The organism is Sedimentitalea sp. XS_ASV28 (assembly GCF_041224545.1).
Lineage (GTDB): Bacteria > Pseudomonadota > Alphaproteobacteria > Rhodobacterales > Rhodobacteraceae > Sedimentitalea.
The window spans coordinates 271906-295215 of sequence record NZ_JBGFGP010000176.1 but is presented as its reverse complement, the minus strand read 5'-3'; the positions used below and the strand labels follow the sequence as shown (position 1 = coordinate 295215).

At 62.9% G+C, this 23310-nt stretch carries 23 protein-coding genes; 8 read left to right on the top strand and 15 right to left on the bottom strand.

From position 1 onward, the window contains the following. Positions 1-85 precede the first annotated feature (85 nt). From AB9K34_RS23215 to mazG, 4 genes are all read right to left on the bottom strand, one after another. A complete protein-coding gene (locus AB9K34_RS23215) occupies positions 86-535 on the bottom strand; it encodes a GNAT family N-acetyltransferase (RefSeq protein ID WP_369957052.1) in 450 nt (149 codons plus the stop codon). A 48-nt stretch (positions 536-583) separates the two neighbouring features. Continuing rightward, positions 584-1525 (bottom strand): nucleoside hydrolase, encoded by a 942-nt coding sequence (locus AB9K34_RS23210; protein ID WP_369957051.1) that lies wholly within the window; start codon positions 1523-1525, stop codon positions 584-586. Between the two features lie 75 nt (positions 1526-1600). Continuing rightward, positions 1601-2254, bottom strand: a complete 654-nt coding sequence (locus tag AB9K34_RS23205) for a sulfotransferase family 2 domain-containing protein (protein WP_369957050.1) — start codon at positions 2252-2254, stop codon at positions 1601-1603. An 11-nt stretch (positions 2255-2265) separates the two neighbouring features. Then, a complete protein-coding gene (gene mazG, locus AB9K34_RS23200) occupies positions 2266-3090 on the bottom strand; it encodes a nucleoside triphosphate pyrophosphohydrolase (RefSeq protein ID WP_369957048.1) in 825 nt (274 codons plus the stop codon). Between the two features lie 62 nt (positions 3091-3152). Between mazG and AB9K34_RS23195 the strand changes: the two genes are divergently transcribed. Both AB9K34_RS23195 and AB9K34_RS23190 read left to right on the top strand, forming a co-directional pair. Beyond that, positions 3153-4331: a M20 aminoacylase family protein gene (locus AB9K34_RS23195; RefSeq protein ID WP_369957047.1), complete on the top strand. Its 1179-nt coding sequence runs from the start codon at positions 3153-3155 to the stop codon at positions 4329-4331. 43 nt (positions 4332-4374) lie between these two features. Beyond that, positions 4375-4776 (top strand): DUF1499 domain-containing protein, encoded by a 402-nt coding sequence (locus AB9K34_RS23190; RefSeq protein ID WP_369957046.1) that lies wholly within the window; start codon positions 4375-4377, stop codon positions 4774-4776. Here the strand turns inward: AB9K34_RS23190 and AB9K34_RS23185 are convergent. After that, positions 4717-5007: a hypothetical protein gene (locus tag AB9K34_RS23185; RefSeq protein ID WP_369957044.1), complete on the bottom strand. Its 291-nt coding sequence runs from the start codon at positions 5005-5007 to the stop codon at positions 4717-4719. The genes AB9K34_RS23190 and AB9K34_RS23185 overlap by 60 nt on opposite strands. Positions 5008-5068: 61 nt before the next feature. Here AB9K34_RS23185 and prfA point away from each other — a divergent pair, with 61 nt between their 5' ends. The 3 genes from prfA to AB9K34_RS23170 all read left to right on the top strand — a co-directional run bounded on the left by prfA (position 5069) and on the right by AB9K34_RS23170 (position 7879). Continuing rightward, a complete protein-coding gene (prfA, locus tag AB9K34_RS23180; RefSeq protein ID WP_369957043.1) occupies positions 5069-6124 on the top strand; it encodes a peptide chain release factor 1 in 1056 nt (351 codons plus the stop codon). Between the two features lie 17 nt (positions 6125-6141). After that, positions 6142-6954: a peptide chain release factor N(5)-glutamine methyltransferase gene (prmC, locus tag AB9K34_RS23175; protein ID WP_369957125.1), complete on the top strand. Its 813-nt coding sequence runs from the start codon at positions 6142-6144 to the stop codon at positions 6952-6954. A 235-nt stretch (positions 6955-7189) separates the two neighbouring features. Continuing rightward, on the top strand, positions 7190-7879 hold the full coding sequence (locus AB9K34_RS23170) for a DUF4167 domain-containing protein (protein WP_369957042.1): 690 nt from the start codon (positions 7190-7192) through the stop codon (positions 7877-7879). A gap of 52 nt (positions 7880-7931) precedes the next feature. Here the strand turns inward: AB9K34_RS23170 and rsmA are convergent, their stop codons facing one another. Genes rsmA through lptF form a run of 6 tightly spaced genes read right to left on the bottom strand, consistent with a single transcriptional unit; the run spans position 7932 to position 15399 of the window. Further along, positions 7932-8771 carry a 16S rRNA (adenine(1518)-N(6)/adenine(1519)-N(6))-dimethyltransferase RsmA gene (rsmA, locus tag AB9K34_RS23165; protein WP_369957041.1) on the bottom strand — a complete coding sequence of 280 codons (840 nt, stop codon included), beginning with the start codon at positions 8769-8771 and terminating at the stop codon, positions 7932-7934. Continuing rightward, positions 8768-9772: a 4-hydroxythreonine-4-phosphate dehydrogenase PdxA gene (gene pdxA / locus AB9K34_RS23160; RefSeq protein WP_369957039.1), complete on the bottom strand. Its 1005-nt coding sequence runs from the start codon at positions 9770-9772 to the stop codon at positions 8768-8770. Before pdxA ends, rsmA begins: the two co-directional genes overlap by 4 nt. Next, complete coding sequence (locus AB9K34_RS23155; RefSeq protein ID WP_369957038.1) at positions 9769-11016, bottom strand: peptidylprolyl isomerase; 1248 nt, start codon at positions 11014-11016, stop codon at positions 9769-9771. Before AB9K34_RS23155 ends, pdxA begins: the two co-directional genes overlap by 4 nt. Continuing rightward, positions 11007-13160: an LPS-assembly protein LptD gene (locus tag AB9K34_RS23150; protein ID WP_369957037.1), complete on the bottom strand. Its 2154-nt coding sequence runs from the start codon at positions 13158-13160 to the stop codon at positions 11007-11009. Before AB9K34_RS23150 ends, AB9K34_RS23155 begins: the two co-directional genes overlap by 10 nt. Further along, positions 13157-14260, bottom strand: coding sequence for an LPS export ABC transporter permease LptG (gene lptG / locus AB9K34_RS23145; RefSeq protein WP_369957036.1), 1104 nt, complete (start codon positions 14258-14260; stop codon positions 13157-13159). The genes AB9K34_RS23150 and lptG overlap by 4 nt, the downstream gene beginning before the upstream one ends. Beyond that, positions 14257-15399 (bottom strand): LPS export ABC transporter permease LptF, encoded by a 1143-nt coding sequence (gene lptF / locus AB9K34_RS23140; RefSeq protein WP_369957034.1) that lies wholly within the window; start codon positions 15397-15399, stop codon positions 14257-14259. Before lptF ends, lptG begins: the two co-directional genes overlap by 4 nt. A gap of 135 nt (positions 15400-15534) precedes the next feature. On the opposite strand from lptF, the gene AB9K34_RS23135 reads away from it, so the two are divergent. Together AB9K34_RS23135 and AB9K34_RS23130 are read left to right on the top strand one after the other, a co-directional pair. Further along, positions 15535-17019, top strand: a complete 1485-nt coding sequence (locus tag AB9K34_RS23135; protein WP_369957033.1) for a leucyl aminopeptidase — start codon at positions 15535-15537, stop codon at positions 17017-17019. 84 nt (positions 17020-17103) lie between these two features. Further along, complete coding sequence (locus AB9K34_RS23130) at positions 17104-17559, top strand: DNA polymerase III subunit chi (protein WP_369957123.1); 456 nt, start codon at positions 17104-17106, stop codon at positions 17557-17559. A 27-nt stretch (positions 17560-17586) separates the two neighbouring features. Here AB9K34_RS23130 and AB9K34_RS23125 read toward each other — a convergent pair whose 3' ends face one another. The 4 genes from AB9K34_RS23125 to AB9K34_RS23110 all read right to left on the bottom strand — a co-directional run bounded on the left by AB9K34_RS23125 (position 17587) and on the right by AB9K34_RS23110 (position 21981). Beyond that, the gene (locus AB9K34_RS23125) at positions 17587-18789 is read right to left on the bottom strand and encodes a cation:proton antiporter (protein ID WP_369957031.1); all 1203 of its coding nucleotides are present in this window, start codon (positions 18787-18789) and stop codon (positions 17587-17589) included. Positions 18790-18877: 88 nt separating this feature from the next. After that, on the bottom strand, positions 18878-19459 hold the full coding sequence (locus AB9K34_RS23120) for a TIGR02281 family clan AA aspartic protease (protein ID WP_369957030.1): 582 nt from the start codon (positions 19457-19459) through the stop codon (positions 18878-18880). 51 nt (positions 19460-19510) lie between these two features. Beyond that, positions 19511-20128 carry a MarC family protein gene (locus tag AB9K34_RS23115; protein ID WP_369957029.1) on the bottom strand — a complete coding sequence of 206 codons (618 nt, stop codon included), beginning with the start codon at positions 20126-20128 and terminating at the stop codon, positions 19511-19513. 2 nt (positions 20129-20130) lie between these two features. Continuing rightward, on the bottom strand, positions 20131-21981 hold the full coding sequence (locus AB9K34_RS23110; protein ID WP_369957028.1) for an ABC-F family ATP-binding cassette domain-containing protein: 1851 nt from the start codon (positions 21979-21981) through the stop codon (positions 20131-20133). A gap of 94 nt (positions 21982-22075) precedes the next feature. Here AB9K34_RS23110 and AB9K34_RS23105 point away from each other — a divergent pair, with 94 nt between their 5' ends. Further along, on the top strand, positions 22076-23278 hold the full coding sequence (locus AB9K34_RS23105) for a multidrug effflux MFS transporter (protein ID WP_369957027.1): 1203 nt from the start codon (positions 22076-22078) through the stop codon (positions 23276-23278). Positions 23279-23310 lie beyond the last annotated feature (32 nt).

The window sequence follows — 23310 nt, the reverse complement described above, 5'->3', positions numbered from 1 at the left end:
AGCGTGGGGATGCGTTCGGCGCCGAACTCTGCCGTGCGTATCACGAGGGGACACAGCCTGCCGCGAGTCCTCGCCGTCGCGTGCTCTACAGGGTCCTGCTCATCAGCATGTAACGCTCGCGCGCGCGGAAACCCGCGCGGGCGTAGAGCTTTTGCGCAGTTTCATTTTCGCGATCGACTTCGAGATGCAGGCCCTTGACGCCCGCTTCGGCGAGCGCCTTGGGCAGGCTGATCAGGACCTCGGTTGCGATGCCGCGCTTGCGCACCGGCGGGCGCAGGTAGATCTCGTCGATGATCCCGTCCAGGCCGCCGTACTCCACGGACCAGCCAAAGGTGATGATCACGTAGCCGATCGGGGCGCGGGCCGGGCCGATCAGATAGGCCGCACCGTGGGGAATACCGTCGAGCAACGGCGCAAGACCGGCGCGTCGGGCCTCGTCCGATTGTTCGATCCCCTGTTCCGCGTGAAAGGCCGCCACCAGGGTGGTCAGGCGGTCCAGATCATCGGGCTTGGCGAGATGGAGAGAGGCGCTCATGGGGCTGCTTTCGGTTCTGTGCAAACAAGGGGTGGCGGTCGGCGATGATCACAACCTGGCAAGGCGTTCGGTCAAAAGGGCGAAAAAGCCATCGGAATCGATATCTCCCATGAACATCGCGTTCGGTGCGCGGTCGGTCACGCCCCACCAGTCCGCGACGGTCATGCCAAGCGTCAGTTCCGAGTTGGTCTCGATCTCCACATTCACATGGCGACCCATGAACAGATCCGGCCTGATCAGGTAGGCGATGACGCAGGGGTCGTGCAACGGTGCGCCCTGGCTGCCGTATTTTTCCTTGTCGAAGCGTTCGAAAAAATCGGTCATCTCGGCCACCGCCGTGCCGACGCGGGTGCCCAATGCGCGAAACGCATCGTTGCGCGGGCGCGTGACCAGTGCCTTGTGCGTGACATCCAGCGGCATCACGGTGATCGGAACGCCGGATTTGAATACGATATCCGCGGCCTGCGGATCGACGTAAATGTTGAACTCGGCAGTCGGCGTAATATTGCCCACCTCGAAATAGGCACCGCCCATCAGCACGATTTCCGCGATGCGTTCGGCGATATCTGGGGCCTTGACCAGCGCCATCGCGATATTGGTGAGCGGCCCCAGCGGACAGAGCGTCACCGTGCCGCTTTCCTGCGCGCGCAGGGTGCGAATGATGAAATCGACCCCGTGTTCCTCTTGCAGCGGCATCACGGGATCGGGCAGCACCGGACCGTTCAGCCCGGTTTCGCCGTGAACATGCTCAGCGGTGACCAGAGGACGACCGAGGGGACGGTCACATCCCGCGTGGACGGCAATATCCGGCCGGCCCGCCAGTTCACAGACGATCCGCGCATTCCTGGCCGTCAGGGCCAGAGGCACGTTGCCGGCCACGGCGGTGATTCCAAGGACATCGATCTCGTCCGGGCTGGCAAGCGCGAGCAGGATGGCGACCGCATCGTCCTGTCCCGGATCGGTATCGATGATGATCTCGCGCGTGCTCATGATGTGCCTTTCGCTCCGACAAGGGGAAACAGTGTCAATCCTCCGGCGCTTTGTCCAGCGTCCCGGCCGTGCCGGCTACCACGGTCGTGGATAATATGCGTCCAGCTGTTCGTAATCCTCGTTCAGAAATTCGCGAATACAGCTTTGGGTATCAGGCTGAAGGTCGGCATAATCGAGTTTGTCCGAACTTTCGTTGAAGCGGGGCAGGTTGACGTCCTGACCGATCCGTTCGGCAAGATCGCGGGCCAGTTCGCCCATTTCCTCGATTTTGTAGACACGATCATACCGGTGCGGTTTCAATCCGATGAACAGATGGGCGGGCAGGACATGATGCTTGATGACGGATGCAGCCTGTCGGTATTCGGGCAAGTGCCGGAAGAAGAAATCCGGGTCCGGATCGCGGGGAAGGGTGGCGTCCTGGCGCCTGAGCTTCGGGCTCTTGTAGAGATCCCGTCGTTTCACCACACGGTCGGTATAGGCCGATAACAGGCGCTTGAGAGGATCGCGGACAACTGCAAACCGCCACCAGCCTTCGTAGGCCTGCCACCGGTGCGGTCGAAACCGTCGGGTCCGGTAATAGCCATGCACGATGTCGGGGTTTTGCGCGATCGTCTCAAGTGATGTGTCGATGGCCGGATCAACCAGCGCCAGCCCGGCCTTTACCGAGGTGCAGGCCGCTTTCGGCAGTGGCATGTAGGCGATCTTGTACGCGTCGATATGGACGACCATTCGTTTCCCCTTCAGGCCGTTGCCGCTTTTTCGGCATCCTTGACCTTGTTCCACAGCAGGTCCATTTCGGCCAGATCGCTGTCTTTTGGTGATTTTCCCTTCTCCGCCAGATGCATTTCAACCCCCTGGAACCGCCGGATGAACTTGGCATTGGCGCGGCGCAGGGCGGCCTCGGGATCTATGCCCATGTGACGCGCGAGATTGGCCATCACAAAAAGCAGATCGCCAAATTCCTCTTCTGCATGGTCGGTGTCCTGCGCGTCGCGCGCCTCGACAAGCTCGGCGCATTCCTCGCTGATCTTGTTCAGGACATGTGACGCATCGGGCCAGTCGAATCCGACGCGGGCAGCGCGCTTTTGCAGCTTGTAGGCCCGCAGCAACGCAGGCAGGCCCACGGCGACGCCGTCAAGCGTGCCCTGCTGTGCCTTGCCCGCCCGTTCCACGGCCTTGATCGCCTCCCAGTCGGCAGTCTGCTGTTCCGCCGACTTGTCGCGCGATTCATCGCCAAAGACATGCGGGTGGCGTGCGACCATCTTGTCGGAGATTGCCCGCACCACCGATTGAAAATCGAAGTGACCGGCTTCCTCGCCCATCTGTGTGTGATAGACGGTCTGCAACAGCAGATCGCCCAGTTCACCCTGCAATTCGTTCCAGTCCTGGCGGTCAATCGCGTCGGCAACCTCATAGGCCTCTTCAATCGTGTAGGGCGCGATCGAGGCGAAATCCTGTTCGACATCCCAGGGACATCCGGTCTCGGGATCGCGCAGGCGACGCATGATTTCCAGCAACCGTTCTATTCCTGCGTTCCGGTCATGTATCAGCGTATCATCGGGCATTGCGGCGGCCTCTGTTCCTGTGTCAGATGAATAATCCATTCCGCGAGACAGGAGTCCACCTCATGCCCGTCGTCAACCGCATTGCCGATTTTTCTGCCGAAATGAGCGAATGGCGGCACTACCTGCATACCATTCCGGAACTGGGCTTCGATTGTCCCAAGACCGCGGCGTTCATCGCCGAGCGGCTGCGCGAATTCGGGGTGGATTCGGTAGAGGAAGGGATCGCGCAGACGGGCATCGTTGCGCTGATCGAGGGCAGCGAAGCGGGTCCGACCATAGGCTTGCGCGCGGATTTCGACGGCTTGCCGATCACCGAGGAAACCGGCCTGGACTATGCCAGCACCCATGATGGTAAAATGCACGCCTGTGGCCATGATGGCCATACCACCATGCTGCTCGGTGCGGCGCGTTATCTTGCGGAAACCCGTAATTTTGCCGGGCGCGTGGCGCTGATTTTTCAACCCGCCGAAGAGTCGGGCGGGGGTGCCGAGGTCATGGTGCAGGAGGGCATACTCGATCGCTACGGGATCTCGCAGGTCTATGCGTTGCATAACGCGCCGGGCTTCGAGGAAGGTGGCTTTTACACCACGCCCGGAGCGCTGATGGCGGCGGTGGATACCTTCCATATCGACATTCAGGGGGTCGGCGGGCATGGCGCAATGCCCCATGAAACCCGTGATCCGGTGATGGCCGCCTGCGGCATCGCGCAGGCGATACAGACCATCGTGAGCCGCAACCATTATGCGCTGGACGATCTGGTCATCTCGGTGACGCAGATTCACACCGGCACCGTAGACAACGTGATCCCCGATACCGCCTATATCAACGGCACCGTGCGCACCTTTGATCGCCGGGTGCAGCAGATGGTACAGGAGCGCATGGCCGCCATCGTCGCGGGGCAGGCGGCGAGCTATGGGGTGACGGCGGAACTTCGCTATGAGGTCGGTTATCCGGCGACGGTCAACGATCCGGAAAAAACCGCATTCGCGGCGGATATTGCCCGCGAAATCTCTGGCGAAGGACGCGTGATGGCCGAGGCCGGGCGCGAAATGGGGGCAGAGGATTTCTCCTATATGCTGCAGGAACGGCCCGGGGCCTATCTGTTCCTGGGGCAGGGCGATACCGCCGGGCTGCACCACCCGGCGTATAATTTCAACGACGAGGTTGCACCGGTCGGGGCCTCGTTCTTCGCGCGCCTCGTGGAGCGGGCGCAGCCTCTGTCGGTGACAGAGGCCGCCTAGGCTGACGGCAGATGGCTTGTGAAACTGGGAAATGAGACGTGTGATGGTGATCGTATGGCTGTGTGTGACCCTTGCTGTCGTGGCGATGGGCTATGTCCGGCTTGCGCCCAGCGATCCGGGAAAATGGCATCAGACGCCTGACGGACTACAGGCCGGTGATTTTGCAAATGGCGTGACTCGCGTCGTCGATACGGGCGGTGACGGTCTGGCCCGGTTTGATGCAATTGCCGTCGCCGAGCCGCATACCAAACGGCTGTTCGGGTCGGTGGACGAGGGGATGGTCACCTATGTCACCCGATCTGTCGTCTTTGGTTTTCCGGACTACACGACGGCACGGCAGGTGGGCGACCGCCTGGAGATCTATGGCCGTGCGCGGTTCGGAAAATCAGATCTGGGGGTGAACCGCGCCCGCGTCGAGAACTGGATCGATGCCCTGGAGCCGTGATGACAGGCAACCTTCGCGAATCTCGCGCCACATCGGAACGTTCAGCGACATCTGGCACTGGGCCATGAACATGCGGCCATCGACCTGCAGGCAGATGGTTTCACCCAGATCGACCCGCGCGCCGCTCTTGTCGGTGCAGTAGCACTCCTGCACCTTGCCACCCGGACCGGTCACATCGGCGAGGGCCGGGGATGTGCAAGCGAGCAGTATCGGCAGGAAAACACCTCTCATTGCGAGATCCTAGCACAGCCTGCCCCTTGACCAAAGACCCCCGATATAAGAAACCCCGCAGATGGTCCCTGAAGAACGCCTAGAACAGATCAACCAGCGGTTTCAGTTCCTTGAAGCCGCAATGGCCGATGGTGCCAGCGGCGGCGACATTGCCGCGCTGGCCAAGGAGTATTCCGACCTGCGCCCCGTGGTCGAACAGATCGAGACCTATCGCCGCCTGCGCGAAGAACTGGCCGAGGCCGAGACGATGCTGGCGGATCCCGACATGAAGGAACTGGCCGAGGAAGAACTGCCGCTGCTGCGCGCGCGGCTGCCCGAGGCGGAACATGCGCTGCAACTCAGCCTGTTGCCGCGTGACGAAGCCGATGGACGCCCTGCGATGCTGGAGATTCGTCCGGGGACGGGCGGGGACGAGGCCGCGTTGTTCGCCGCCGATCTTCTGCGGATGTATCAGCGATACGCCGAGACCCGTGGTTGGGGTTTTGACATCATCGAGGAACAGGCTACCGAACTGGGCGGGATCAAGGAAGTCGTTGCCCATATCAAGGGCCAGAACGTGTTCGCCCGCATGAAATACGAAAGCGGTGTGCACAGGGTGCAGCGCGTGCCGACGACCGAAAGCGGCGGGCGCATTCACACCTCTGCCGCGACCGTGGCGGTGTTGCCCGAGGCCGAGGATGTGGACATCCAGATCGACGCGAATGACCTGCGGATCGACACGATGCGAAGTTCTGGCGCAGGCGGGCAGCACGTGAACACCACCGATTCCGCCGTACGCATCACCCATCTGCCGACCGGGATCGTCGTCACCAGCTCCGAGAAAAGTCAGCATCGCAATCGCGAAATCGCCATGCAGGTGCTCAAGACACGGCTCTATGACATGGAACGTCAGCGGGTTGACAGTGAACGATCCGCGGATCGCGCGGCGCAGGTGGGCAGTGGCGACCGGTCCGAACGTATCCGGACCTACAACTTCCCGCAGGGCCGGATGACCGATCATCGAATCAACCTGACGCTCTACAAGCTCGATCAGGTGATGCAGGGCGACCTGGATGAGGTGATCGACGCGCTGACCACTGACGATCAGGCCCGTCTGCTTGCCGAGATGGGCGCGTGACGACCGCGGCACAGGCCATGGTGGCCGCAACCGCTCGCCTGCGTGCGGCCGGCGTGGCCGAGCCGGCACGGGATGCGCGGATTCTGCTGGCCCATGCCGCGCGCATCGAAGCCGCGCGCGTGACGCTGATTGCGCCGGAGGATCTCGCGCCGGATATCGGCGAACGCTATGAGCAACTGATCGCGCTGAGGTCTATCCGGGTGCCGGTCTCGCATCTGGTGGGCGAGCGGCAATTCTATGGGCGCCGCTTCAAGATCAGCGGAGAAGTGCTTGATCCAAGGCCGGAAACCGAAACGCTGATCGAAGCCGCGTTGTCAAAGCCGTTTTCGCGGTTACTCGATCTTGGCGTGGGATCGGGCTGTATCCTGGTGACGCTGCTGGCCGAAACGCCGCAGGCAACCGGGATGGGCGTGGACCTGAGCGAGGCGGCCTGTTTGCAGGCCAGCGCCAACGCCGTCCTTCACAATGTGCAATCGCGCGCCGAGATCCTGCGCTCGGACTGGTTCGAGGCGGTGTCCGGTGCGTTCGATCTGATCGTGTCGAACCCGCCCTATATCGCGCAGGCCGAAATGCCGGGGCTTCAGGATGAAGTTCGCCAGCACGAGCCCGAGATGGCGCTCACCGACGGGGGCGACGGGCTGGGAGCCTACCGGGCGATTGCCGCGCGGGCGCTACAGCACCTCAGTCCGGGTGGACGGGTGCTCGTCGAGATTGGCCCGACACAGGCAGAGGCGGTCAGCGCGCTGCTGCTCGCGGCGGGATTGGGCGATGCCGACGTGATTCATGATCTTGATGGCCGTCCACGTGTCATCCGCGCATCAGCCCCATAATTTTTCTGTAAACTGCGGCAGAAAACCACGATTTCAGGCAAATTTGCGCGAAAAATGTTCAGAAAGACTTGTCTGCGACTGCCGGACATGGTTACTCAAGGACGTTGCCCCGAAAGATGCTCAGCGAGCACGCGTGCAACGACAAGCCCAAAAAGTCGATGATCCGGTGTTTACTTGAACGCACGAGGCGTGAAGCGGATCAAAAGACAGCGAATACAAGGCTGACACTAAGCATATGAGATCGTCCAAATCACGTTCGCGGTCAAAGTCGAACCGCAACCGGTCGCAAGGTGGTGGAAATGTCATCAACCGGGTTTTCGACAGTTCCGGCCCGGAAGGCAAGGTACGTGGCACGCCACAGCAGATCATCGAGAAATACAACCAACTGGCACGTGATGCGCAGTTGTCCAATGATCGCGTGGCGACCGAGAATTTCCAGCAGCATGCCGAGCATTACCTGCGCCTTCTGAGCGAGGCGCAGCGGGAAATGGAAAGTCGCCGCGAAGAGCAGGAACGCCAGAATCGCGAGAGACAGGCGGAACGGGATCGCGAACGCGCCGAACGGCAGGAACGCGAGGCCGCTGCCGCCACGAGTCAGGCGCCTGAACCCGACGCAACGCCCGAGCCTCAGCATCAGCCCGATCCGGGTGCCGCGCCGCAACCCGACGTTCTTGACCTGAGCAATGATGAAAGCGACGAGAGCGGCCTGGTGGAAACACCCGAGAACAAGGCGAAAAAGCCGGCCCGGAAACCGCGTACGCGCAAACCGGCGACGAAGGCGGACGCGCCCAACGAGACCGAGGCCGCGCCCAAGAAGGCCGCTGCGCCGAGCAGGAAGCCCCGGACCACGACCAAGGCCAAGGCGGCCGCAAAGGTCGAGGCGACGGATAATCCGGACGGTGGCAGCCCGGAAGCTGCCGAATAGGGCGTCATGTGTCGCGCCGGACACGCGCGCGGCACCACATTCGGCGCTTTCGTCAGCCGTCGAGATTGCGTGCCAACGCGCAGAACCCTTCCAGCGGGACCTGTTCGGCACGGTCCGTCGGGCGCAGGCCAACCGCGATCAGCCGATCCTCGATATCGTGAGCAAGCCCGCGCAATGCGGCGCGCAGCATCTTGCGTCGCTGGTTGAACGCGGCGGCGACGACCCGCTCGAGGGTTTTTGCGTTTGCCGGATAGCGTGGTTCGGGCAGGGCGGTCAGATGCACCACCGCGCTTGAAACCTTGGGGGGCGGCGTAAAGGCTCCGGGCGGCAGGCTCATCGCGATGCGGGCCTCGGCGCGCCATTGTGCGAGAATGGCCAGCCGTCCATAGGCTTTGGTGCCCGGCCGCGCCACGATCCGCTCCGCCACCTCGCGCTGAAACATCAGCGTCAGGCTCTGCCAGAAAGGCGGCCATTCCGGCGGGGTCAGCCAGCGAATCAGCAACTCCGTTCCCACGTTATAGGGCAGGTTGGCCGCGATTCTGATCGGTGGCGTCAGGTGGGCCAGCGGGTCGATTTCGAGCGCATCGCCTTCGAGGATTTCGAGCCGCCCGGGACAGGCCGCCGCGATCTCTTGCAGGGCAGGGATGCAGCGGCTGTCTTTTTCCACCGCGAGCACCCTGCGCGCGCCCTCCGAGAGCAGGCCCCGCGTCAGCCCGCCGGGACCGGGCCCGATCTCCAGTACATCGCATTCGTCCAGCTTGCCCGCCTGTCGCGCAATCTTGGCCGTCAGGTTGAGATCCAGCAGGAAATTCTGGCCCAGTGATTTGCGTGCGGACAATTGATGGGCCGCGATGACCTCGCGCAAGGGGGGCAGGTCGTCGATGGCGCTCATCGCGCGCCGCCTCCATCATCGCCGCTGCGCGCCGCCGCGGATCGGGACGCCATCGTTTGTGCGCATTTCAGCGCTTCGATCAGGCTGTCGGGATTGGCCTGACCCTGACCCGCAATATCGAACGCTGTGCCGTGATCCGGCGAGGTCCGGATGAAGGGCAGGCCAAGCGTGATATTGACCCCGAGATCGAAATCCAGTGTCTTGATCGGGATCAGGGCCTGATCGTGATACATCGCGATCACCGCATCATAGGTCGCGCGCGCCGCCGCGTGAAACAGGGTATCCGCAGGGTGCGGGCCGGTCAGCGTCGCGTGTTCATCCGCGAGTTCCCCGAGCAATGGTGCGATCCAGTCGCGCTCTTCTCCACCCATTGTGCCGCCTTCGCCCGCGTGCGGGTTGAGCCCGGCGACGGCGATGCGGGGGTGGGGGATGCCGAATTGCTGGCGCAGCCCGTCGGCGGTGATCCTGATAGTGTCGCGCAGCAAATCCGGCGTCAGCAGGCGTGGCACATCGGCAAGAGCGACATGAATCGTTGCGGGCACCACGCGCAGGCGCGCGCTGGCCAGCATCATCACGGCCCGCTCGCATCCGGCGAGGGCCGCGAGAAATTCGGTGTGGCCGGGATAGGCGAAATCGGCGCCGTCTATCAGCACCTTCTTGCTGATCGGCGCAGTGCAGACCGCAGCGGCTTCGCCGGATTGCACCAGCGCCACGGCGCGTTTGATCACCTCGATGACATCCGCCGCGTTTTCCAGGTCCGGTCGGCCGGGTGTCGCCGGAGACGCAAACCGATGCGCCAGCACGGGCAACCCGCGTCGAGACGCAGCACAGGCTTGTCCGGCGTTGTCGATTTCGGCAATCGGCGTGGCCGGGGGGAGATGGCGCGGGTCACCGATCCAGAAGAACGGACAATCCGGGCCGAGCATCTGCCACGCCTTGACGGCAAGTTCCGGGCCGATCCCGGCAGGATCCCCGCAGGTCAGCGCGATCGGCGCGGTCATCTTTCCACGATGATGGCGTCGGCCTGAAGCTGGTCGAGATAGCTGTCGGCATAGGCGGTCAGGCGCTGCTGGATCAGCGATTGCGCAACCTGCTCCCGGGTGGCCTCTTCGTTGGCTTCGGCGGTGCGCCCGCACATCATCAGCAGGACGAGAGTCTGCCCGTTGGACCGGGTCAGTGCGGTGGACACCTCGCCCTCATCGAGCTTGGCCAATTCGACGGCGACATCACGAGGAATCTGCGACGGGGCCTGGCTCAACCGTTCCAGTTGCGACGGCGGCTGATCCTTGGCGATGCCATAGAGATCGTCACAGGTGTCGATGTCGCTTGCAATCCGCGCCGCATTGCCAAGCGCTTCGGGCGTCCGGCCGCCGGGCAGGTAATAGAGCGCATAGTCGATCTTGGAATAGCGCGGCGTACTCACGGCGGCTTCCCTGATGTCCCGAAGCTGGAACAGGGCAACCGCTTCGGAAAGGGAAATCGGGTCGGTCACCTCGCCCGGGGACAGCGCGAGGATCAGCGGACGAAGCCCTGGCGGCAGGGCATTCAGGTCGATCCACTCCATACGCCCGCCGTTGTTGCGGGTCTGTGTCGCCGAGTATTTGCTTGCGGCATCGGAGAATGCGGCAAAGCTCCTGAGCTGCGCCAGTTGCCCGGCCAGTTCGTCAACCTGATCCCGCGTCTGCGGTGTGACCGGGATCACGATTTCCGAGAGCAGAACGCGCAGCCCACCGCCCCCGCCGCTGCCGATGGCGCGGTCGATCTCGGCTTCGCTGGGACGTGCGCGCGACAGATAGAGACCACGGATCAATTCGCGCCAGGCCACGTTGACCTTGGCGAAATCGCGCAGGGTTTCGACCGAAACACCCCCCCTTTCGATTTCCTTTATGAACTCTTCCGGCGAAAGATCGGTGCGCGAGGACAGTTCTTCTATGCCGGCATCGATCTGTTCGGAGGTGATTTCCAGATCGACGGATTTGACGGCCTGCAATTTCAGCCGGTCCTCGATCAGTGCCTCGCGTGCGAGTTGGTCCGGGTTGCCCGGCACGCCGAGCAACCTGAGAAATTCGGCGCGCTGCTCGAGCTCATAGCGGGTGATGACCTGGTCGTTCACCGTGATAACCGGCGCAAACAGCCCTTGCGCAGCGGCGATTCCCGTTGTCGCTGACAGGGCCAGGGCGGCGAGAAAACCGGAACGCAGCCTGTTGGCGGCGGAGGAGATTCGGAAAGTGAGGTTCAACTGCATGATCGCCTATATTTTTCGGTTCCGCTGTCTACGGCAAAGCCGCGTAGCGAGATACTAAAGCCAAAATCGGTCGTTGGCTCAATACTTGTGGATGACGTATAGTCGCGACTGAGGGAAAGATCGACCGTTACGCACTCATTGCGGTAGACAAGCCCCAGACCGGCCCGTGTGGCGCGACGGTCGGAGATGTCATACCGCAGACTGGCGCCCGCGGACCAGCTTGGGCTGATGTCATACATGCCGTCGAACCACATTTCGGAAAGCGGCGATCCGCGGTCTTCCTCGGGATCGGTGCCCAGCCAGAGATAGGTGCCCGCCAGGTCGAGCCGGTCATTGCGCCAGCGGCCCCGGAACTCGGCCTTGTTCATGCTCAGCGAATTGTCGATCAAACCGCGTCCCATCAGCAAAAGACCGCTTTCGTGCTCAAACTGCCCTGCCACCAGGATCGAGGACGATGTTCCCGACAGCCCGGACGTGTCGGTGAACGAGCCGTCCTCGGTCTTGCGAAATACCTGTCCTATCGTGGCCCAGGCCTGCCAGCCGGAGGGCGCATAGCGCGACCAGTTCAGGCCATAGACCAGGGCCGCGCCATTCTCGCGGCGGTCGGGTGCCGGAAAGCGTGACAGGGACAGCAGATTGCCCTGATCGAATTCGACAAAGCGGCTTTCGTCGTTGGGCGGATCGTCTCCGTGAACGTCGCTCCAACCGAGCTGAACAACCGGACCCAGGTAATGGGTGACGCCGTTGCCCATGCTCTTGCTCATGGGATAGCTGAACGTCAACGCCGCACTCGGGGTCGTGCGGATGATGTCGTCGGGATAATCGCTGTCCTGGTAAATCTTGAAGATGTCACCGGTGACGCCCATTTGCCAATCGGTGCGCAGGCCGTTGCCTGCAATCCAGCTCCGCCGCCAGTTTATGTCGGCCGTCGCACGCACGACATCGCGTCCGTCGATATCGACGCTTGAGACACGTTCGTGGCCGTGGCCTTCGAAATTCAGCCGCAATTCGCCGCCGATCGCCCGGGGGAAGTACCGGCGTTCGTAGAATACGTCGGCAAAGCGGCTCGGTGTCGTCTCGTCGTCATCCTCGCGCAGGGACTGGTAGTGAATCAGGTCGATCTGAAAAGCGCTGTCGCGCTTGACGCGCGTCAACGCGATCTCGCTGCGCAGGCGGTCGAGATCCGGCAAGTCATATTCAGACAGGTAGGCATCGTCGGAAACCAGCGCCAGATCGAATTTCAGTTCGAAATCGCGGGGCAGGTCAAAGGCGCCATAGCCGAACAGGTAGCCGCGCGAATCGCCCGGCTGCAGGTCGTCGCGCGTATAGGCGCCTTCAAAATTGATGCGGCCGTTGCGGAACGCCTGCCGGTAGCGATAGTCCAGCGTTCGCGTGCGCGATGAGATATAGGGGGCAAGCGTGATATCACGCGAGTCACCCCAGGGGATGAAATACGGCAGCCGTACCCCGGTGCTCAGTTGCGTGGTCGTTCGGATCGACGGGATCAGGAAGCCGCGCGCGCGGTCGAGCGTCGGATCCGGCAGGCGGAACCGCGGCAGATACATCACCGGCACGTCAAGAATGCGAAACTGCGCATCCTCGAAATAGAGCTGTTTCTCGGTCTGGTCGTGGATCACCCTGCGCGCCCTGATCTGCCAGAGCGGTGGACGACCGTCCCCGCAGACATGACAGGAGGTCACAGCGGTCTTGAACAGTTGCGTATAGCGGCCACTGACCCGGTTCATCTGCAAGGCGGCCATTTGCAGTTGTTCGTCCAGCACCATCCGCGCGCCGGTCAAAAGGCCGTTCTGAAAGTCCGAATCGATCTGCGCGGCATCGGCGAGGATGACCATGTCGCCGCCGTCATCGATGTAAATTGGCCCTTCGATCGAGAGCAGCCCGGTTTCGCGATCATAGATGATCCGCCTGGCGCGCAGGCGGGTGGTGCCCTGAAACGCCTCGACATTGCCCTCGGCCACCAGTTGGCGATCCGGCGTGACAAAGACGCTGTCCGCAACCAGCATCGCCGGAACCGCGCCCTGCGCCGCGCTGTCAGGCTCCTGCTGTGCAACCGCAGGCGTGGCCGTCCAGACTGCGGTTGCGAGCAAAAGGCTTCTGAATAGGTTGCCGATGGTGTGCGTCATCCGTCTTCCGCATGCAAGAGTAACCCGAGGGTGAGCATAATCGACGCGATCGGCGGTGCCCAGGCGGCCAGCAATACGGGGATCTGGCCATTTTCTCCGAGTATTTGCGCAAAGTTGCGGATGAAGTACAGCCCGAAACCCAGAAGGACCGAGGCCAGCACCGCAATGCCGGTTCCGCCAAAGCGGGTGTGGCGCATGGTAAAGGCGGCCCCGACCAGAACCATCGCAACCAGGAAGAGCGGTCGCGCCAGTTCGCTTTGCAACCAGACCTCCTGGCGCTTGGTCGAGAACCCGGCCCGTTTCAGTTCGCGAATGGTCTGCGGCAGGTCATAGACCGAAATGCCGGTCGGTTTGCCGATACTGTCGCGGATACGGTCCTCGGTCAGCGTGGTCGGGATGCGCAGCGTGTCATATGTGACGGCGTTGGATTCCGGGTTCAGCCCGGCGGCGAGCGGCCACACCTTGACGTCGCCCAGTATCCATTCCTCCTCGGTCAGTGTGGCGCTTTCGGCACGAATACGCCGCACCGGACCGCCATCCCTGGCATAGGTCAGGATGGTCACATCATAGAGCACCAGCAAATCCTCGTCGCCGCCATATCCCGTGGCGTGAATGACCGACTGCCCCTGAAGCGCCCCTTGCCGCAACCACAGACCTTCGCCGCTGAGCGACAGCGCCGATGGACCACCGGTGCGGTAGGTGTCGGACAATTGCTGATAGCGGTTGGAGGTCGCGGCGACGATGGGATTGAGCGTGCTGACGGCAAGCCCCCCGATGATCATCGCCACCAGCACCGGAGCCGCCAGCGCGCGGATGCCCGATCGCCCCGCAGCGCGCGTCACGACAAGTTCGCTGCTGCGGGCCAGCCCTATGAACAGGACGATGGTCGAGAGGATCATCAGCAACGGCAGGATTTCGTTGATCGCCGCCGGCGCATTGAGCAGCATCAGGCGAAACAGCTGCCCGAAGCTGACATCGACGCCCTCGAACCTGCGCAGTTGCTCGATCAGGTCGATCAGCATGATCAGCGTCAGGAACACCGCGCCGATCATCAGGAAACTGATGAGAAAGCGTTTTGCAAAATACCGGTCGAGGATCATGGGGCGACCTCGGCGGGCGGGGCCGGGTTCGGCTTGATGCGCCGCAGGCGCGGTCGCGAGGCGAGACGCAGGAACAATACCGCGACCATCAGTCCAACGACGGTCGGCAGGTAGATCAGCGGCCATCGGTTCGCATTCTCCAGAACCGGGTCGGACACGACACCGCGCAGCATTTCGAGGAAGATCAGCAGCACGAACGCCAGAAGTGCCTGCCGCCAGACGCCAAAACGCGAGAACCCGCCAAGCATCAGGGTCGAGAACCCGATCAGTGTCACCGCCACACAGATCAGTGCCCGCGCGAAGCGCAGATGCAGTTCCTCGGCGATCTGTCCGGGCGTATAGCCGTCATTCTCGGTGATATCGCCTGGTGTCCGCATCAGTTCCAGGGTCGGAATGGCACGGATACTGCGGGTGCGATTGTCGTTCTTCTTGATCAGCGAGCTGATATCGAAGGAAAAATCCGCAAAAACCGTGGTCGAGAGGGTCTCGGTCGCCGTGTCGAGACGCTGCGCCATACCATCCACCATGATCAGATTGGCACGATCCCCCTCGCGCACGAGATAGGCCTCGGCCCCGGTATAGGTCACGCGTTGTTCGGGATCGCGTCGATCCGACAGGAAAACGCCGTTCAACCGGCCGTCCGGGTCGATCTGGCGGATGTAGAAGGTGACGCCGTTGGCAGGGTGCAGGAAACTGCCTTCGGTCAGAAGGCGGGCGGTGACGTTGCGGGCGATCTCGGCCTCGCGGATCGCCAGTTGCTTGGTCGAGGCGGGCATCAGCACATGGGTGAGAATGCTCATCATCAGCGCGGTGATCAGCCCGAAAGCCAGCGCCGGGCGGGCCAGTTGCCAGGGGCTCGATCCCGTGGCCTGCATCACCGTCAGTTCACTTTCGGAATTCAGCCGGTTGGTCACATAGACCGAGGCCGCAAACGCCGCCATCGGCAGCACCATCCGGATCAGGTTGGGAAGGGTCAGCGCAGTGAATTCAAGAAACACCATTGCCGACTGCCCGTCCCCGATCAGCCGGTCGAACAGCACGACCGCGCGGTTGATCCAGAACACGGCCACGAGAATCAACGAGAAGAAGCCGAACAACACAAGGTACTGCGACAGGACGTATCTGTCGTATCGTGACACCGCGCTCTCCCTGCTCGACTGCAAAATTCGTGAACGCGACCCTAATGCAATTCGAAGGTGGCGGAAACTGCTATCTGGTCAAGCTGTGCCGCCCGCGTTACCTGTAGCGGCGACACCAGATGGGAGAGCCCGAAGATGAGCCGATTGACGCCGATTGCATTCGAAACCACCGATCTTGACCTGATGGAGACCGCCGAGGGGCGGGTTGCCATCATCGTGGCGCCGGACGGCAAGCTGAACCCGGCGGCGCGCCGGGCCAACCGGCTGACCAGGGGGGCGCTGGCGCGGCTGTTGGAAAGCGAGCGTTTCTCCAAGGCCAAGTCGGGCCAGGTGATCTCGCTGGCCTGGCCGACCGGCATGGCGGCAGAGGCGCTGGATGTCCTCGTTCTGGATCGCAAGGTCTCGGCGGTCGACGCCCGCAAGGCCGGAGCGGCTCTGGCCAAACTGAAAGGCGACAAAGCGCTCAGCATCATGGCCGGCAGCAGCGGCAAGGCGGCGGAACTGGTTCTGGGAGTCGCGTTGCGTGACTACCGTTTTGACGTGCACAAATCCTCTGACGAGGAGACGCAGGACACGCCCGGCGCGGTCACGCTCTATCACACCAGGGCGGATGAGGTTTCCGAGGCCGCCGCGCCGTTGCTGGCGGTCGCCGAGGGCGCGCATATGACCCGCGATCTGGTGAACGAGCCGGCAAATGTGCTGACCACCACCGAGTTTGCCGACCGTCTGGCCGAGATGCGGGAACTTGGCCTCAAGGTCGAGATCCTCGAAGAGGACAAGCTCGAGGAACTGGGCATGCGCACCTTGCTCAGCGTCGGGCAGGGCTCTGCCAGCCCATCCAAGGTTGTGGTGATGCAATGGGACGGCGGCAAGGAAGGCGATGCGCCACTGGCTCTGGTCGGCAAGGGCGTGGTGTTTGACACCGGCGGTATCTCGCTGAAACCGGCGGGCGGCATGGAAGACATGACCATGGACATGGGCGGCGCGGGGGTTGTCGCCGGCACCATGCGCGCCCTCGCGCTGCGCAAGGCAAAGGCCAATGTCGTCGGGTTGGTCGGGCTGGTCGAGAACATGCCATCGGGCACGGCCACGCGGCCGGGCGATGTCATCACGTCGATGAAGGGCACCACCGTCGAGGTGATCAACACCGATGCCGAGGGCCGTCTGGTTCTGTGTGACGTGCTCTGGTACGCGCAGGAACGGTTCAACCCCGCGGGCGTGATCGATCTCGCGACCCTGACCGGCGCGATCATCATCGGGCTTGGCCACGACAATGCCGGGGTGTTCTCGAACGATGACGACCTCTGCAACGCCTTTCTCAAATCCGCGGCGGCGGAGGGCGAGGGCGCGTGGCGGATGCCGCTGGGCAAATCCTATGACGATCTCATCAAGTCGCGTATTGCCGACATCAAGAATACCGGCGGGCGCCCGGCCGGGTCGATCACCGCGGCCCAGTTCCTCGCGCGTTTTATCAAGGACGAGACGCCGTGGATTCATCTGGACATCGCCGGTGTGGCGTCGGTCAAGGCCGAGACCGACTTTGCCCCCAAGGGCGCGACCGGCTGGGGCGTTGCGGCGTTGAACCGGCTGGTGCTGGACAAGTTCGAAGCGTCGGAGTGATCGGGATCGCGTGATCATGCCGGAACTTCCCCCATTGCCCGTGGCGTCGACGCCGGGAAACCATGATCCGATGGCCGTGTCGTGATGGGGGCGGTGTATTTCTATCATCTCACGCGCCAGCCGCTGGAACGCACTTTGCCGGTGCTGCTGGGCAAGGCGCGTCAGGCCGGTTGGCGCGTCGCGGTGCGTGGCACCGATACTGCGCGCATGAACTGGCTGGATGAACAGCTCTGGCTTGGCCCGGAGGATGGATTTCTGGCACACGGGATCGCGGGCGGGCCGCATGATGCGGACCAGCCGATCCTGCTCACCACCGACCGCGCCGCGAATGCGCCGGATTGCATGATGACCATCGACGGGGCGGATATCGAACCGGCGGAAGTGACCGCTCTTGAACGGGCCTGTATCCTGTTCGATGGCAACGATCCTGCGGCGGTGCAGCGTGCGCGCGAGCAATGGAAATCGCTGACCGCTGCAGGATGCGCGGCGCAATACTGGTCCGAAGACTCCGGTCGCTGGGAGAAAAAGGCGGAACACTGATCCACGGTTTCGCCGGCGCGAAACGCTTCAGCTTTCCCCGGACTTGTCCAGTCGGAACATCTGTGCCGCGTATTTGGCCGTGAACCCGTGGACAAAGGCCGAAATCAGCACCGCGGTGATCGCGATGGCGACGATCTGCTGCACCATAACGATTCCCTTGAAATCGGTGGCGACAAAGATCGCGAACAACGCCGTCGCGAGCCCGCGCGGTCCGAACCAGCCATAAAACAGCCTTTCATTGGTGCTGGTTTTCGTTCCCAGCAGCGAGAGCCAGATGGCAAGTGGACGAACAACCAACAGCGACAGCAGGATCACGAGCAGCGCCGGCCCGGTCATGTAGCCAAGCGCCTCGGGGATGAACAGGACGCCGATGAAGAAGAAACTGAGCATGGCGAGAAACTGGCCATCGCCTTCGAGAAAGTGGCGGGCGGGCAGTATCGACGCCTTGACCGTATTGGCATAGGCGAGCCCGGCAACGAACACCGCAACAAAAGCGTTGCCCCCGATATGATCGGCCGCGAAATATATGAAACCGACCAGGATCAGGACGGCAACCTGACCGAGTTCCGGGTCCATCAATCCGCGCGCGTTCACGTGATTGCGCAGCTTGCCGATCACGAACCCGCCGGCCAGCCCGACGGCGGCGCCGATGCAGATTTCCCTGGCAACCAGCGTGACCAGGACGCTGCCACCAGAGGACGGATCGGAATCGCCCACCGCGAGCCCGGCAAAAAAGACCACGAAGGGCAGGGCCAGCCCGTCATTCAGCCCGCTTTCCGCGTTCATGGCATCACGGAAGTCCTGCGGGATGTTGTCATTGGACTGGATCGATTGCCCCAACGCCGCATCCGTCGGAGCGAGAAGCGCGGCCAGCAGGCAAACCTCCCACAACGGCCAACCGGGCAGCAGCAGCCAGTTCACACAGGCGCCGATGACGATGGCAAGGGGCAGGCCAACCAGCAGCATGCGCTGCGTGCGTTGTCCGATCTTTCGCAGGCTGTCGCGCCGCAGGCTGGTCGCGTCGGCAAAGAGCAGCAACGCCAGCGTGACTTCCGCCAGGTGGTGAAAGGTGGTGGCCGCGCCAAGACCAAGCGTGGAATCGGCCAACCCGAACAGGACGCCGAGCGCAAGGCAGACCATGGGCATGGTGACGCCGAACGAGCCGATCCTGGCCGAGTACATGCAATACAGAAGCATCGCGAAGGCGATGTAGACGAGATAATGTTCCATGCACGGGTCCTGCGTTCGACAGCGTCAGGACCATCTATGCATCATCGAGAGCGCGGGCCAACCCGATTTCCAGCCGGATCGCAACGTGTTAGCGGGTCAGCACCAGCGCATTGTCGCTGATCTCGATGCGGCTCCAGCGGCGCAGATAGGTCATGCCGAGCAGGGATTGCTCCATCTTGCCTTCGTTGACCCATGCGGTCACATCCCGGTCACGATGGTCGCCAAGGGCAACGCTGTCGAGGCGGGCACGCGCGGTGCGTACCTCGCCATTTGCAGTCATGGCGCGGCCGGAAAAGATCAGGTCGTCCATGACCAGCCCTATGCGTTCCGCGTCTTCGGCGGTCAGCACCATCTCGGACGCGCCGGTATCGACAAGGAAATCAACCGGTGTGTCATTGATCTGAAGGGTCAGATAATAATGTCCGTCGGGCGCACGCGGGACCTCGATCTGCCCGGTTGCGGTTATGACGCTCTGGGTCGGGCGCAGTGTCTGACGGATATCGTCCCAGACCCCGATTGCCGCGACGACGCCGACAAAGATCAAACCCCAGGCCAGCGCCTGTTGCGCAACCCGCCCCAACGACCGGCGGTTCTGCGCGACATACCATGTGAGTACCATGACCAGCAGCAGGATCAGGTAGAGCGCGTTGCCTATTTCGAATGACGACATGGGGACCTTTCGCAGCGTACCCGATGCATATAGGCAGTCGGCGCGCGCTTGCTAGCTGGCAAAGCCGAAATTGCGCAGCCCGTCGAGCACGAACTGGGTTGCAAGTGCGGCGAGCAACATGCCGAGCAGACGGGTGACAACGACAATCCCGGTCTTGCCGAGCGCCCTGGCGAGAACGTCGCTGAGCAGGAACATGAGAAAAACAAGCGCGACAACCGCGATCATGATGCCGATCACGACGGCGAGTCCCTCGACCCCCGGTTTCTGTCCTGCCAGAAGGATCACGGTCGCGATCGACCCCGGACCGGCGATCAGCGGGATGGCCAGCGGAAACACCGACGGGTCCGGTCCCTCGTCTTCCTCGGCCTTGTCTTCGCGTCGCTTGGTGCGCCGTTCGAACAACATGTCCAGCGCAGTCAGGAAAAGCAGAATACCACCGGCGACGCGAAAGGCGGGCATCGAGATTCCGATGAAGCTCAGCACCGCCTCGCCAAACGCGGCAAAGACGGTCAGGATGCAGATCGAGATCACACAGGCGCGAATGCCGATCGCCCGCCGTTTTTGCGCCGATGTGTCATGGGTCATCGCGATGAACAGCGGTGCAAGCCCGATCGGGTCGATCACGACAAACAGCGTGACAAAGGCGGTGATCAGAAATGCGGTATCCATGCTCAGGTCTCGGCCCGTTCGAGTTTTTCCAGTGCGCTCATCCACAGGGCCTCGGCCCGGTCAAGCCCGTCCATCACCTCGGCATATTTGCGCTGCCAGACCTCGGCCTCGCCCTTCTTGTCGTCATCATAAAGCGCAGGATCGGCCAGTTTCGCAGCCAGCCTGTCGCGCATGTCGTTCAGTTTCTGCACCCGTTCCTCGCCCTTGCGGGCCTCGGCTCGCAGCGCAAGGATAGCATCGCGCGACGGACGTTTGGGTTTCGGCCTGGCCTCGGCCTGCTTGCGCGCCGGCTTGTCGCGCGCCAGCAGCAGGTCGCGATAAGAACCCAGATCGCCCTCATACGGTTTCACCGTGCCCCCAGAGACCAGCCACAGTCGATCCGCGACCAATGACAGCAGATGCATGTCGTGGCTGACGAGGATCACCGCGCCGGAATAGGCGGTCAGCGCCTCGACGAGCGCCTCGCGGCTCTCGATATCAAGGTGGTTCGTGGGTTCGTCAAGGATCAGAAGATGCGGCGCGGGCAGGGTGGCCAGCAGCAGCGACAATCGCGCTTTCTGCCCCCCGGACAGGCGCCCCACCTCGGTATCGGCCTGGTCCGCGCCCAGCCCGAAGCCGGCCAGCCGCGCGCGCAGTCTCGATTGCCCCTCGGCGGGCCGCTCGCGCAGCAGATGTTGCAGCGGCGTTTCATCGACCCGCAGTTCGTCCACCTGATGCTGCGCAAAGAAAGCGATGCGCAGCTTGCCCGACCTGTTCATCCGGCCTTCCATCGGCGCGAGACGGTCGCTGAGCAGTTTCGCAAGGGTCGATTTGCCCTGACCGTTCTTGCCAAGCAGCGCGATGCGATCATCCTGGTCGATGCGCAGGTCCAGGTTGCGCAGCACGACCGTATCGCCATAACCGACCTTGATGCCTTCGGTGGAAATGATCGGGGGCGACAATTCTTCCGGCTCGGGAAAGGAAAACACCGTGCGGGCCGCATCTTCGGGCGCGCGGATGGTTTCCATCTTTTCCAGCATCTTGATCCGGCTCTGAGCCTGTTTCGCCTTGCTCGCCTTGGCCTTGAAGCGATCGACAAAGGCTTGCAAATGCGCGCGCCGCGCATCCTGTTTCTTGGCCGCCGCCGCCTGCACCGCGCGGTTGGCGGCGCGCTGGCGGGCAAACTGGTCGTAATTTCCGGTGTAATAGGTCAGCCCCCGGTTCTCGAGATGCAGAATGCCGCCCACCGCCCGATTGAGCAGTTCGCGGTCGTGGCTGATGATGATGACCGTATGCGGATAACGCGCGAGGTAGTTCTCGAGCCACAACGCCCCTTCGAGATCGAGATAGTTGGTCGGCTCGTCCAGCAGCAGATAGTCAGGTTCGGAAAACAGCACCGCCGCCAGCGCCACCCGCATCCGCCAGCCGCCGGAAAAGGCGCTGCACGGCATTGCCTGTTCCTCGCTGTCAAACCCGAGCCCGCGCAGGATCGACGATGCCCGCGCCTCGGCCGACCAGGCATCGATATCCGTGAGCCGGGTCTGCACCTCGGCGATTCGCGCGGGATCGGTTGCGGTCTCCGCCTCGGCCATCAGCGCCGCGCGCTCGGTATCGGCCGCGAGAACCGTATCGAGCAATGACACCTCGTTGCCCGGCACCTCCTGCGCAACGCCGCCGATGCGGGCCTGTGCCGGCAGGCTGATCGACCCGCTTTCCAGCGCAAGTTCGCCCCGGATCAGGCGGAACAGCGTGGTCTTGCCGGTGCCGTTGCGCCCGACCATGCCCACCTTGTGACCGGTCGGAATCGTGGCGCTGGCCGCCTCGAACAGCGGACGTCCCTCGACCGCATAGGTGATATCGTTGATGCGTAACATGTCGCGGCTCTTAGCAGAGGCGGGGAGGCTATGGCCAGCCTGTCCGCGACGTGATAGCGCGGCAATATACAGACCCCTGGTATGGCCGACCCACATGCGTCCCGCGCAAACCCCACCACATCTGTTCACACTCGTGATCCTGAACGGGGTGTCGGTGGTCACCCTGAACATGATCCTGCCGTCGCTGACACGGATCGCCGATGAATTCGGGGTTTCCTACGGCTATGTAAACCTTGCGATCTCTGGTTATCTCGCGATCACCGCCGTGCTGCAAATCCTGATCGGGCCCCTGTCCGACCGGTTCGGGCGTCGCCCCGTGCTGCTGGTCTCGGTGGCCGTTTTTGCGCTGGCCTCGGTTGGATGCCTGCTGGCCCGGGATTTCCGCATGTTCCTGTTCTTTCGACTGCTGCAGGGGGTCATCGCCTCCGGCCAGGTTCTGTCCCGCGCGATCATCCGCGACATGTACCCCCCGAACGAGGCCGCGAGCCTGATGGGCTATGTGGCAATGTCGATGGCGCTGGCCCCGATGCTGGCACCGGTACTGGGTGGCGCGCTGGACATGCTGTGGGGCTGGCGCGCCGGCTTTGTCGTTTTCGCGACTCTCGGGGCCGCGCTTCTGATCCTGCTCTGGGTCGATCTGGGCGAAACCCATCGCAATCGCTCAGCCGGGTTCGCTCAGCAGATACACGACTATCCCGACCTGCTGAAATCGCGCCGTTTCTGGGGCTACAGCCTCTGCATCGCCTTCTCCGTCGGCGGGTTCTATACCTTCATTACCGGCGCACCGCTTGTCGCCTCTGCCTGGTTCGATCTCAGCCCGGCAATGCTCGGGGTGGGAATCGGAATCATCACCACCGGTTTCATGGCCGGCAATTTCGTGACCGGGCGCATGGCGACCCGCACCGGGGTGATGCCGCTGATCCTCTGGGGGCGCGGCGCGGCAACCATCGGGCCATTGATCGGCCTCTTGTTGTTTCTGCTCGGCCTCGGGAACCTCTGGGTGTTTTTTGGCGCGGCGGTGGCGGTGGGCTTTGGCAACGGTCTCACCGTCGCAAATGCCAGCGCTGGCCTGCTGTCGGTCCGCTCCGACCTCGCCGGGACGGCATCGGGGCTGTCCGGCGCGCTGGCCGTTGCACTCGGCGCGGTCCTCACCAGCGGCACCGGCGCCATCGTGACGGCAGACAATGCGCCTTTCGCGGTGCTGGGCCTGATGTCGTTGATCAGCGGCCTCGGGCTTCTGTCCGCGCTCTATGTCCGTCATTGCGACAGGATCGATCCGCTGCCCGGTATCTCCTGACCGCGCCGCCGCCACAGTCGCCAAAATGCGTG

Bases quoted from the DNA above. Each gene is read 5' to 3' on its own strand.
- AB9K34_RS23215 (WP_369957052.1), bottom strand. From the start codon at position 535: ATGAGCGCCTCTCTCCATCTCGCCAAGCCCGATGATCTGGACCGCCTG.
- AB9K34_RS23210 (WP_369957051.1), bottom strand. From the start codon at position 1,525: ATGAGCACGCGCGAGATCATCATCGATACCGATCCGGGACAGGACGAT.
- AB9K34_RS23205 (WP_369957050.1), bottom strand. From the start codon at position 2,254: ATGGTCGTCCATATCGACGCGTACAAGATCGCCTACATGCCACTGCCG.
- mazG (WP_369957048.1), bottom strand. From the start codon at position 3,090: ATGCCCGATGATACGCTGATACATGACCGGAACGCAGGAATAGAACGG.
- AB9K34_RS23195 (WP_369957047.1), top strand. From the start codon at position 3,153: ATGCCCGTCGTCAACCGCATTGCCGATTTTTCTGCCGAAATGAGCGAA.
- AB9K34_RS23190 (WP_369957046.1), top strand. From the start codon at position 4,375: ATGGTGATCGTATGGCTGTGTGTGACCCTTGCTGTCGTGGCGATGGGC.
- AB9K34_RS23185 (WP_369957044.1), bottom strand. From the start codon at position 5,007: ATGAGAGGTGTTTTCCTGCCGATACTGCTCGCTTGCACATCCCCGGCC.
- prfA (WP_369957043.1), top strand. From the start codon at position 5,069: ATGGTCCCTGAAGAACGCCTAGAACAGATCAACCAGCGGTTTCAGTTC.
- prmC (WP_369957125.1), top strand. From the start codon at position 6,142: ATGGTGGCCGCAACCGCTCGCCTGCGTGCGGCCGGCGTGGCCGAGCCG.
- AB9K34_RS23170 (WP_369957042.1), top strand. From the start codon at position 7,190: ATGAGATCGTCCAAATCACGTTCGCGGTCAAAGTCGAACCGCAACCGG.
- rsmA (WP_369957041.1), bottom strand. From the start codon at position 8,771: ATGAGCGCCATCGACGACCTGCCCCCCTTGCGCGAGGTCATCGCGGCC.
- pdxA (WP_369957039.1), bottom strand. From the start codon at position 9,772: ATGACCGCGCCGATCGCGCTGACCTGCGGGGATCCTGCCGGGATCGGC.
- AB9K34_RS23155 (WP_369957038.1), bottom strand. From the start codon at position 11,016: ATGCAGTTGAACCTCACTTTCCGAATCTCCTCCGCCGCCAACAGGCTG.
- AB9K34_RS23150 (WP_369957037.1), bottom strand. From the start codon at position 13,160: ATGACGCACACCATCGGCAACCTATTCAGAAGCCTTTTGCTCGCAACC.
- lptG (WP_369957036.1), bottom strand. From the start codon at position 14,260: ATGATCCTCGACCGGTATTTTGCAAAACGCTTTCTCATCAGTTTCCTG.
- AB9K34_RS23135 (WP_369957033.1), top strand. From the start codon at position 15,535: ATGAGCCGATTGACGCCGATTGCATTCGAAACCACCGATCTTGACCTG.
- AB9K34_RS23130 (WP_369957123.1), top strand. From the start codon at position 17,104: ATGGGGGCGGTGTATTTCTATCATCTCACGCGCCAGCCGCTGGAACGC.
- AB9K34_RS23125 (WP_369957031.1), bottom strand. From the start codon at position 18,789: ATGGAACATTATCTCGTCTACATCGCCTTCGCGATGCTTCTGTATTGC.
- AB9K34_RS23120 (WP_369957030.1), bottom strand. From the start codon at position 19,459: ATGTCGTCATTCGAAATAGGCAACGCGCTCTACCTGATCCTGCTGCTG.
- AB9K34_RS23115 (WP_369957029.1), bottom strand. From the start codon at position 20,128: ATGGATACCGCATTTCTGATCACCGCCTTTGTCACGCTGTTTGTCGTG.
- AB9K34_RS23110 (WP_369957028.1), bottom strand. From the start codon at position 21,981: ATGTTACGCATCAACGATATCACCTATGCGGTCGAGGGACGTCCGCTG.
- AB9K34_RS23105 (WP_369957027.1), top strand. From the start codon at position 22,076: ATGCGTCCCGCGCAAACCCCACCACATCTGTTCACACTCGTGATCCTG.